The sequence below is a fragment of the Thiobacillus sp. SCN 63-57 genome, from assembly GCF_001725555.1.
Lineage (GTDB): Bacteria > Pseudomonadota > Gammaproteobacteria > Burkholderiales > Thiobacillaceae > Thiobacillus.
This window is the reverse complement of record NZ_MEGP01000045.1, coordinates 1-10,213: the sequence shown is the minus strand read 5'-3', so window position 1 is coordinate 10,213 and position 10,213 is coordinate 1. Positions and strand designations below refer to the sequence as shown.

Annotated in this window: 10 protein-coding genes; all 10 read left to right on the top strand. The window is 63.1% G+C overall.

Going from position 1 to position 10,213, the window contains the following annotated elements; genetic code table 11:
* On the top strand, nt 1–700 hold a 700-nt coding region (locus ABT23_RS14075), incomplete at its 5' end, for a flagellar basal body L-ring protein FlgH (RefSeq protein ID WP_366366987.1).
* 12 nt (nt 701–712) lie between these two features.
* Entirely contained in the window at nt 713–1,810 is a 1,098-nt protein-coding gene (locus ABT23_RS14070; protein ID WP_296636618.1) for a flagellar basal body P-ring protein FlgI, read from the top strand.
* Nucleotides 1,811–2,761 (top strand): flagellar assembly peptidoglycan hydrolase FlgJ, encoded by a 951-nt coding sequence (flgJ, locus tag ABT23_RS14065; protein ID WP_296636614.1) that lies wholly within the window; start codon nt 1,811–1,813, stop codon nt 2,759–2,761. It abuts the gene before it with no gap.
* Between the two features lie 80 nt (nt 2,762–2,841).
* The gene (flgK, locus tag ABT23_RS14060) at nt 2,842–4,749 is read left to right on the top strand and encodes a flagellar hook-associated protein FlgK (protein ID WP_296636610.1); all 1,908 of its coding nucleotides are present in this window, start codon (nt 2,842–2,844) and stop codon (nt 4,747–4,749) included.
* Nucleotides 4,750–4,754: 5 nt separating this feature from the next.
* On the top strand, nt 4,755–5,654 hold the full coding sequence (gene flgL, locus ABT23_RS14055; protein WP_296636607.1) for a flagellar hook-associated protein FlgL: 900 nt from the start codon (nt 4,755–4,757) through the stop codon (nt 5,652–5,654).
* Nucleotides 5,655–5,662: 8 nt separating this feature from the next.
* Nucleotides 5,663–6,223 carry a chemotaxis protein gene (locus ABT23_RS14050; protein ID WP_296636604.1) on the top strand — a complete coding sequence of 187 codons (561 nt, stop codon included), beginning with the start codon at nt 5,663–5,665 and terminating at the stop codon, nt 6,221–6,223.
* Nucleotides 6,224–6,277: 54 nt separating this feature from the next.
* Entirely contained in the window at nt 6,278–6,640 is a 363-nt protein-coding gene (locus tag ABT23_RS14045) for a response regulator (RefSeq protein ID WP_018507828.1), read from the top strand.
* A gap of 45 nt (nt 6,641–6,685) precedes the next feature.
* Nucleotides 6,686–8,764: a chemotaxis protein CheA gene (gene cheA, locus ABT23_RS14040; RefSeq protein ID WP_296636600.1), complete on the top strand. Its 2,079-nt coding sequence runs from the start codon at nt 6,686–6,688 to the stop codon at nt 8,762–8,764.
* A gap of 24 nt (nt 8,765–8,788) precedes the next feature.
* On the top strand, nt 8,789–9,292 hold the full coding sequence (locus tag ABT23_RS14035; RefSeq protein WP_296636597.1) for a chemotaxis protein CheW: 504 nt from the start codon (nt 8,789–8,791) through the stop codon (nt 9,290–9,292).
* 48 nt (nt 9,293–9,340) lie between these two features.
* The coding region (locus ABT23_RS14030; protein ID WP_296636595.1) for a methyl-accepting chemotaxis protein at nt 9,341–10,213 on the top strand (873 nt) is incomplete at its 3' end.

Genomic DNA, 10,213 nt, shown 5'->3' with positions numbered 1-10,213 from the left:
TGCAGCGCCTGACCCAGCTCTGAGGTTGGCCATGAAGATGTCGCGTATCGTGGGATGTGTCGGGATGCTGCTGGGGCTGGCGGGCTGCGGCACCACGCCGTCGTCCATCATCCAGCAGCCCACCACGGCGCGTCCGCAGGCGCTGCCCACCCAGGCGGCCGGCAATGGCGCCATCTACCAGGTCGCTTCCTATACCCCCATGTTCGAAGACCGGCGCGCGCGCCACGTCGGCGACGTGCTGACCATCGTCATCAACGAGAAGACGCAGGCCGGCAAGAAGGCGTCGTCCAACGGGTCGAAGACCGGCGCGGTCGATTCGTCGATCAGCGCCGTCGCCGGGCTGCCGCTCAAGACCTTCCAGGGCGCCGGCGTGAAGGCCGATTCGTCGACCTCGTACGACGACAAGTCGGCGATCGACTCCAGCAACCTCTTCACCGGAAACATCACCGTCACCGTGACCGAGGTGCTGCCGAACGGCAATCTGGTGGTCGCCGGCGAAAAGCAGATCGCGCTCGACAAGAGCACCGAGTACATCCGCCTGTCCGGTGTGATACAGCCCGACACCATCCAGGCGGGCAATACCGTGTCGTCGGCCAAAGTGGCTGACGCGCGCATCGAATACCGCTCCAGCGCCAAGTTCGACTCGGCCGAAGTGATGAGCTGGCTGGCGCGCTTTTTCCTCAGTTTCATTCCCTTGTAAATGGTGGCCCTCATGAGGATTCCGTCTCTGTTTCTGCTGGCTGCGCTTGCCCTGAGCGGCGTCGCTCAGGCCGAACGCATCAAGGACATCGCCACCATCCAGGGCGTGCGCGACAACCAGCTGGTGGGCTACGGCCTGGTGGTGGGCCTCGATGGTACCGGCGACCAGACCACGCAGACGCCGTTCACCACCCAGAGCATCACCAACATGCTGATGCAGATGGGCGTCAACCTGCCGCCCGGCACCAACATGCAGTTGAAGAACGTGGCGGCGGTGATGGTGACCGCCGATCTGCCGCCGTTTTCCCAGGCCGGACAGACGATCGACATCACGGTGTCGTCGATGGGCAACGCCAAGAGCCTGCGCGGCGGCACGCTGGTGATGACGCCGCTGAAGGGCGCCGACGGCCAGGTCTACGCGATGGCCCAGGGCAACCTCGTGGTCAGCGGTGCCGGCGCGTCGGCCAGCGGCAGCAAGGTGCAGATCAACCATCTGAGCGTGGGGCGCATCCCGAGCGGCGCGACCGTGGAACGCAGCGTCGTCACGGTGCTGGGCGCATCCGGCACCATCAATCTTGAATTGATGCAAAGCGATTTCACCACGGCCAGCCGCGTGGTCGATGCGGTGAACGCCCGCTTCGGAAAGGACACCGCGCGCGCGCTGAACGGGCGTGTCATCCAGGTGAAGACGCCGGTGGGCGACGATGCGCGCGTGGCCTTCCTGGGCGCGATCGAGAGCCTCGACGTCAATCCGGCCCAGGCCATGGCCAAGGTCATCATCAATGCGCGTACCGGCTCGGTGGTGATGAACCAGGCGGTCATGCTCGACCCCAGTGCGGTGTCGCACGGCAACCTGTCGGTGATCATCAATACCCAGCCGGTCATCAGCCAGCCTGCGCCGTTCTCCAAGGGCGAGACGGTGGTTACCTCGCAGTCGCAGATCGAAATCCGCCAGCAGCCGGGCGAAGTCATGCTGGTGAAGGGCAGCGCATCGCTCGCCGACGTGGTGAAGGCACTCAATTCCATCGGCGCGACACCCCAGGATCTGCTGGCCATCCTGCAGGCTCTGAAGGCATCCGGCGCGTTGCATGCGGAACTCGAGATCATCTGAATGATTGGCGGCGCCGACCTCACCTCCAAGTTCGCGCTCGACGTCCAGGGCGTCAGCCAGCTCAAGCTGGAGGCGAAGCAGTCCTCGCCCGAAGCACTGAAGGCGGCGGCGCAGCAGTTCGAGGCGGTGTTCATGAACATGCTGATGAAGAGCATGCGCGAGGCGTCGCCGCAGGACGGCATGTTCGATTCCGAACAGACCCGCATGTACACCGCGATGCTCGACCAGCAGCTGACGCAGAAGCTTGCCAGCCGCGGGATCGGCCTGGCTGACATGATGGTGCGCCAGCTTTCGCGCACCCTGAATGCACCCGGTGTCGATGGCGCGTCGTCCGATGGAACCACGCCGGCCGGCCTGCCCCTGAATCCCCCACAAAAGGGAATGGAATTGAATGCCCCGCCGCTGCGTGTCCAGGCGCCCGGGGAAGTGCCTGCGCCCAGCCCGGCAACGCAAACGGTAGCCCCGATCGCCACCCGCAGCGGGGATAACCCTCCGCATGTCGATGCCTTTGTGCAGAAGCTGCTGCCGCACGCCCGGGCGGCGAGCGCCAGCAGCGGCATTCCCGCCAGCTTCATGATGGGACAGGCCGCACTGGAAACCGGCTGGGGCCGCAACGAAATCCGCGGGGCCGACGGCCAGAACAGCCATAACCTGTTCGGCATCAAGGCGGGCGGGTCGTGGAAAGGCCGTACCGTCGACATCGTCACCACTGAATACGTCAACGGCAAGCCGCAGAAGCAGGTGGACACTTTCCGCGCCTACGACTCCTATGCCGACGCCTTCCGCGACTACGCCAACCTGCTGCGCGGCAATGCGCGCTATCAGAACGCGATCGCACAAGGCCAGGATGCCGCCGGTTTCGCACAGGGTCTGCAGCAGGCGGGCTACGCCACCGATCCGGGCTACGCCCAGAAGCTGATGGGCGTGATCCGGATGGTAGAAACGACCTGACTCAAGAAAAGCACAGGCCGACCGATTCACCTATCAAGCGTATTTATATTCCTTCCCTCATAACCTTGGCGACCAGATAGATGGCTACCAGCATTCTCAGTATCGGTCAGAGCGCCCTCGCTGCCGCACAGGCAGGACTGAGCACGACCGGCCATAACATCGCGAACGCGTCGACGCCAGGCTACAGCCGACAGGTCGTCATACAAGGCGCGGCCCAGCCGCAGAACTTCGGCTTCGGCTTCATGGGGCAGGGCACCCAGATATCCACGGTTCAACGCGTGTACAACGAATATCTGGGCGTGCAGGTGCAGTCCGCCCAGGCTTCGCAAAGCGGCCTCAATACGTACTACACGCAGATCAAGCAGATCGACAACATGCTGGCCGACCCGACCGCCGGCCTGTCGCCGTCCCTGCAGGATTTCTTCAGCGGCATCCAGGCCATGGCCTCGAATCCGTCGAACGTTCCCGCGCGCCAGGCCGTTCTGTCGTCAGCCGATGCGCTGGCCGGACGCTTCCAGAGCCTGGCCGGGCAACTCAATGAAATCAGCCAGGGCGTCAACAGCCAGATCCAGTCGAGCGTCAGCAGCATCAACAGCTATGCCCAGCAGATAGCGCAATTGAACGATTCGATCGGCAAGGCCCAGCGGGCGACCGGCCAGCCCCCCAATGATCTGCTCGATCAGCGCGACCAGCTGGTTCTGGATCTGAACAAGGAAATCAAGGCGACGGTCGTCAAGCAGGGCGACGGTTCCTACAACGTATTCATCGGCAACGGCCAGTCGCTGGTGGTGGGCACGACGACGTCAAAACTGGTCAGCGTGGCGTCCGCGACCGATCTCTCGAAAATCGTGGTGGCCTACCAGTCCAGCAGCGGCAGCACCATCCCCCTGAGCGAATCGAGCCTGGTGGGGGGGCAGCTGGGCGGCCTGGCCGAGTTCCGCAGCAAGACGCTGGAACCGGCACAGAACGCGTTGGGTCGGGTTGCCATCGGGCTGGCCAGCACCGTCAACGCCCAACACAGCCTCGGCCAGGACCTCAACGGCAACCTGGGCGGCGCCCTGTTCACGCTGGCCTCGCCGGTGGTGAACGCCAGTACGGGCAATACCGGGTCGGCCGTCGTGACCGCCAGCATCAGCGATGCCGGTGCCCTGACCACCAGCGACTACCGCTTGCAGTACGACGGCAGCAATTACACGCTGACCCGCCTGTCCGACAACACCGCGACGACTTTCGCACCCGCCGCCCTGCCGCAGACCGTGGACGGCGTGACCATCAACGTGTCGACCGCGCCCGATCCGGGCGACAGCTTCCTGATCCGTCCCACCGTCAACGGCGCGTCCGGCATCGGCGTGGCGATCAGCGATCCGGCCCTGCTCGCCGCCGCAGCACCGATCCGTGCCGCCGCGACCAGCGGCAATACCGGTACCGGCACCATCGGCGCCGGCAGCGTCAACACGCCGCCTCCACCCAATGCCAATCTGCAGCAGCCCGTCACGATCACGTTCACGTCCGCCACGACCTACAACGTGACGGGCACGGGAACGGGCAACCCGACGGGCCTGACGTATACGCCCGGCGCAACGATCAGCTACAACGGCTGGAGTACCAGCATCAGCGGCACGCCGGCCGCAGGCGACAGCTTTACCGTGGCATCCAATACCGGCGGCGTGGGCGACAGCCGCAATGCTCTGCTGCTGGGCGACCTGCAGACCAGCAATACGCTGGGCAACGGCACCACCAGTTATCAGGGCGCGTATTCGCAGTTCGTCAGCGAGATCGGCAACAAGACCCGCGAACTCGAAGTGACCAGCACCGCGGCCAGCAATCTGCTTTCCCAGGCCACGCTCTCGGCGCAGAACGAGTCGGGCGTCAACCTCGACGAGGAGGCGGCCAATCTGCTGCGTTATCAACAGGCCTACCAGGCGGCCGGCAAGGTCATGCAGATTGCCAGCCAGTTGTTCGATGTTCTGCTCTCGATTGGACAATAAAGATCATGCGCATCAGTACCCAGACCCTGTTTGACAATGGCGCCGCCCGCATCGCCGACGCGCAGGCCGCCCTGTACAAGACGCAGCAGCAGGTTGCCGCCGATCGCCGCATCCTCACGCCGTCGGACGATCCCGTCGCGGCGGCGCGGGCGCTCGAAGTGACGCAGTCGCAATCGCTCAATACCCAGTACGGCACCAACCGCGGCTATGCAAAAGACTCGCTCGCCGCCGTGGACGGTACGTTGTCGAGCGTGACGGATCTGTTGCAGGAAGTGAAGACCACCGCGATCTCGGCCGGCAACCCGAACCTGGGCGACAGCGAGCGTGCTTCCATCGCGACCGCACTGCAAAGCAGCCTCAACCTGCTAATGGGCTTGGCGAATACCCGCGACGGCCAGGGGAACTATCTGTTCTCGGGCTTTCAGACCTCGACGCCGCCCTTTGTCCAAACCGCCTCCGGCGTGCAGTACCAGGGCGACCAGGGACAGCGCCTGATCCAGGTCGACGCCACGCGCCAGATGGCGGTCAGCAGCCCGGGCCAAGGCGTGTTCCAGGGAGGGGGGCAGGATATGTTCAAGACCCTGAACGACCTCATCACCCAATTGAACACGCCGGGAACCACGGGGTTGAGCACCACCCTGACGACCGCCAACAGCGATCTTCAAGCGGCCCTGGACAACGTGTCCACGGTACGCGCATCGGTCGGTACGCGCATGCAGGAACTCACGTCGCTCGACAATTCCGGCACCAGCAAGAACCTCCAGTACAGCCAGACCCTGTCAGGTTTGCAGGATCTCGATTACACCAAGGCGCTGACCGATCTGTCGCGGCAGCAGACGACGCTGGAAGCCGCGCAGAAATCGTTCGCGCAAACCTCCAGCCTGTCGCTCTTCAAGTTCCTGTGAGCATGGGCATGCTTTCCCGGGAATCCGCACCCGACCTGATGGAAACCCAGGTCATGCGCCTGCTGTCTGGCGTGTCCACGCACGGGGACCAGCACCTGGCCGAGGTCGAGCGTGATCTGGTGCAGATGGACGTGTTGCTGAACGAAGCGATCAAGAAGCTGTGCGCCAGTTTTATGGCGATCCACCACGCCATCGACCTGCAGCAGGAAACCCTCAAGAGCATGCTGTCAACCGGAGAACCGGCGCCCGAGCAGGCTGCGCGTCTGGAGACGCTGCGCGAAGAAATCGGCCAGCATGTCGGTGCCGCCGTCACGGGTTTGCAGTTCCAGGACATGACCAGCCAGCTCATCGGCCGGATGGTGCAGCACCTGGCGGGATTGCGCGACGTATTCGGTGAGCTTGGCACGAACGGGGCGGCCGATCTGCCGGAAAGCGGCAGCGAGGAAATGCTGGTCATGCTGAATCGCATCAGCGACCGGGTCGGGGCACGCTGCAGCGAACTGGCCGGGACGGTGCGCAGCACGGTCAACCAGCGCCACATGGAAAGCGGCGACATCGAACTGTTTTGAGATTACGAAATGCGCGGGCCTGTCCCGCTAACGAAAGTAGCAGGAGCAATGACGATGAAAACAATACTTGCAGTGGATGACTCGGGTTCGCTGCGCCAGATGCTCTCCTTCAGTCTGAAGGCGGCCGGCTATGGCGTGATCGAGGCCATCGACGGCGAAGACGGCCTGAACAAGGCGAAGCAGCAGACCGTCGATCTGGTACTGACCGACCAGAATATGCCCGGTATGGATGGCTTGAGCCTGATCAAGGCATTACGTGCCATGAAGAATTACCAGAGTGTGCCGATATTGATGCTGACAACCGAGTCTGGCGACGACATCAAGGCAATGGGCAGGGCAGCGGGCGCCAACGGATGGCTGGTCAAACCCTTCGATCCCACGCGTCTGACCGAAGTGGTGAAAAAGCTGATCGGCTGAAGACTCGACGACAGGGTACGCAGTGAAACATGACGGAGTTCAAAAATGACAATTGACATGAGCCAGTTCTACCAGGTGTTTTTCGACGAGGCAGACGAGCTGCTTGCCGAAATGGAGAAGCTTCTGCTGGCTCTCGACGTGTCTGCACCGGACAGCGAGGATCTCAATGCGATCTTCCGCGCCGCGCATTCCATCAAGGGAGGTGCCGCCACGTTCGCGTTCACCGATATCACCGAAGTCACCCACATGCTGGAGTCGCTGCTCGATCGCATCCGCAAGGGTGAAATGGCGCTGACCCCCGAGCACGTGGATGCCTTCCTGGTGGCCAAGGATGTGCTGACCATGCAGATGGATGGCCATCATCATGGTTCGAGCGTCGACCAGGCCGCGGTCGACAATGTCTGCCAGCGGCTGAAGGCCCTGTCGCAAGGAATCGTGGCCGACGCCCCGCCTGCCGCAGCGAGCCCGTCGCCCGCCGCCGCGGCGCCCGAGCCCGTGGCGGCCCCGGTCATGGATGCGGATGGCAATTGCCGTTTCCGGATCGAATTGCCCGAGGTGCCGCAGAAGGATATCGACGCGCTGGCAGCCGAGCTCGGTCTGCTCGGCACGATCGAACAGGAGACCCTGGACGACAAGCGCGCCGTGTTCATCCTGACCACCGGCGAGAGCCAGGACAACATCGTCGCCATCTGCTCGTTCGTGCTCGATCCGGACGATCTCAAGATCACGTATGACGCCGCGCCTGCAGCAGCATCCGCCGGCGCCACACCCAGCACGCCCGTCGAAGATCCGGGCTATGGAATCTTCGAACCGGAGAAGGGCTCCGCTGTGGCTCCGCAAGCGTCCACCCCAGTGGCAGATGCGGCCGCGGCTGTGGCTGCAGGCGAGGTCAAGAACTACGGCCGTCGCGCCACCGACAAGGAAGGCGCCAGCCAGGAGTCGTCCTCGATCCGTGTCAGCGTGGAGAAGGTCGACCAGCTGATCAACCTGGTCGGCGAACTGGTCATCACCCAGGCCATGATCGAACAGCGCATCGCAGCACTCGATCCGCTGCATCACGAGCGGCTGCTCAACAGTGCCGGCCAGTTGGCGCGCAACACGCGGGATCTGCAGGAAGCCGTGATGTCGATCCGCATGATGCCGATGGACTACGTGTTCTCGCGTTTCCCCCGCATGGTGCGCGACCTGGCCGCCAAACTCGGCAAGAAGGTCGAGTTTGTCACGCGGGGTGCCGCCACCGAACTCGACAAAGGCCTGATCGAGCGCATCGTCGATCCGCTCACCCATCTGGTTCGCAACAGCGTGGACCACGGCATCGAAATGCCCGACAGGCGCAAGGCCAACGGCAAGACTGAAGCCGGCAAGCTGGTCCTGTCGGCCGCGCACCAGGGCGGCAATATCGTGATCGAGGTGAGCGACGACGGCGGCGGACTGAACCGCGACAGGATCCTCGCCAAGGCCAAAGCGCAAGGCCTGCCGGTATCGGACACGATGCCCGATGCCGATGTCTGGCAGCTGATCTTCGCCCCCGGTTTCTCCACCGCGGAAGTGGTGACCGACGTTTCCGGACGCGGGGTCGGCATGGACGTCGTCAAGCGCAACATCACCGCGATGGGCGGGACGGTCGACATTCGCTCGATCCCGGGCACCGGCACCACGATCGCCATTTCCCTGCCGCTGACGCTGGCGATTCTCGACGGCATGTCGGTCAAGGTCGGCGAGGAGATCTACATCCTGCCATTGGGCTACGTCATCGAATCGCTGCAGCCGGCTGCGGTGGACGTCAAGGAAGTCGCCGGCCAGGGCAAGGTGGTCAAGGTCCGCGAGGAATACCTGCCGCTGATCCCGCTGTATCAGATCTTCGCGATCGATCCCCGGTTCGAGGATCCCTCGCAGGGCATCATCGTCATCCTCGAGTCCGACGGCAAGAAAGCGGCCCTGCTGGTCGACAGCCTGGTCGGGCAGCAGCAGGTCGTGGTCAAGAACCTGGAATCGAATTTCCGCAAGGTGGCCGGGATTTCCGGCGCCACGATCCTCGGTGACGGGGGCGTGTCCCTGATTCTCGACGTGTCCGCCCTGCTGCGATCGAGCCGCCAGCTCAACGCGGATCCTGTTTTCTTCTAAGGCCAGATTTTAAGGACAAGAATCATGTCGTATACCACGCAAACACAGACCAGCATGGAGGCTGCCGGGGAAAGTACCGGAAACGAATTCCTGGCCTTCACCCTAGGCCGCGAAGAGTACGGGATCGACATCCTGCGCGTGCAGGAGATTCGCGGCTACGAGCCGGTGACCCGGATCGCCAATGCGCCCGACTTCATCAAAGGCGTGGTGAACCTGCGCGGCACCATCGTGCCGGTCGTCGACATGCGCATCAAGTTCGACCTGGGCACGCCGACCTACGACCAGTTCACGGTGGTGATCATCCTGAATATTGGCGGGCGGGTCGTCGGCATGGTGGTGGACAGCGTGTCCGACGTGACGACGCTCACGCCGGAGCAGATCAGACCCGCTCCGGAAATCGGGACGACCTTCGATACGGACTATCTCATCGGCCTTGGCACGCTCGACGAACGCATGCTGATCCTGGTGGATATCGACAAGCTGATGTCCAGCGCCGAAATGGGGTTGATCGAGAAGCTGGCAGCCTGATCAATCGTACAACCATACCTACATAACAAATCAATTGGAGAGTCTGCAATGTTCGGGAACCTTACCATCAAGTCGCGCCTGACCATCCTTATTTCCTTCATGGCGGCGCTGCTGCTCGTGATCGGCGGGATCGGGCTGAGCGGTATGGGTAAAACCGATTCAGGCTTGAAAACCGTATACGAGGATCGGACCGTTCCCTTGATGGATCTGGGTCGCATCATCGACATGGCCAACCGGACCCGGACCAACGCCACGGTTGCCGCCACGGCGCCCTGGGCGGATGTGGCCATCAAGGCCAATACGGACACGCAGCAGCTGGACGTGGAAATCAACAAGCTCTGGGCCAAATACACGCGTACGGCCATGACCCCGGACGAGAAGGCGCTGGCGGACAGCTTCAATACGCAATGGAAAACCTACACGACCTCGCGCGATGTCACGATGAAGCTGGCGATGGAATCGGACTTCGATACGGCCAAGGAAAACGCCTCCAAGGATGCTGCCCCGAAGTTTTCGGCTGCCCGCGAAACCCTGTTCAAACTGATCGAATTGCAGGGTGCGGTCGCCAAGCATGAATTCGAAGTGGCCCGCAGCCGCTACGAGAGCAGCCGGGTGATCGCCATCGCAGCCATCGCCCTGGGGCTGACCCTGGCGGCCTGGTTCGGCTTCATCCTGATCCGCGCCATCACTCGTCCGCTGGATGCAGCGGTCAAGCTTGCGCGAGGCGTGGCCGAAGGCGACCTGACGCAGCGTATCGACATCCACTCCACGGATGAAGTCGGCCAGCTGATGCAAGCGCTCAAAGACATGAACGCCAGCCTGGTGACCATCGTAGGCCAGGTGCGTCACGGCACCGAGACCATCGCCGTCGCCTCACGCGAGATCGCCTCCGGCAACGCCGACCTGTCGTCGCGTACCGAA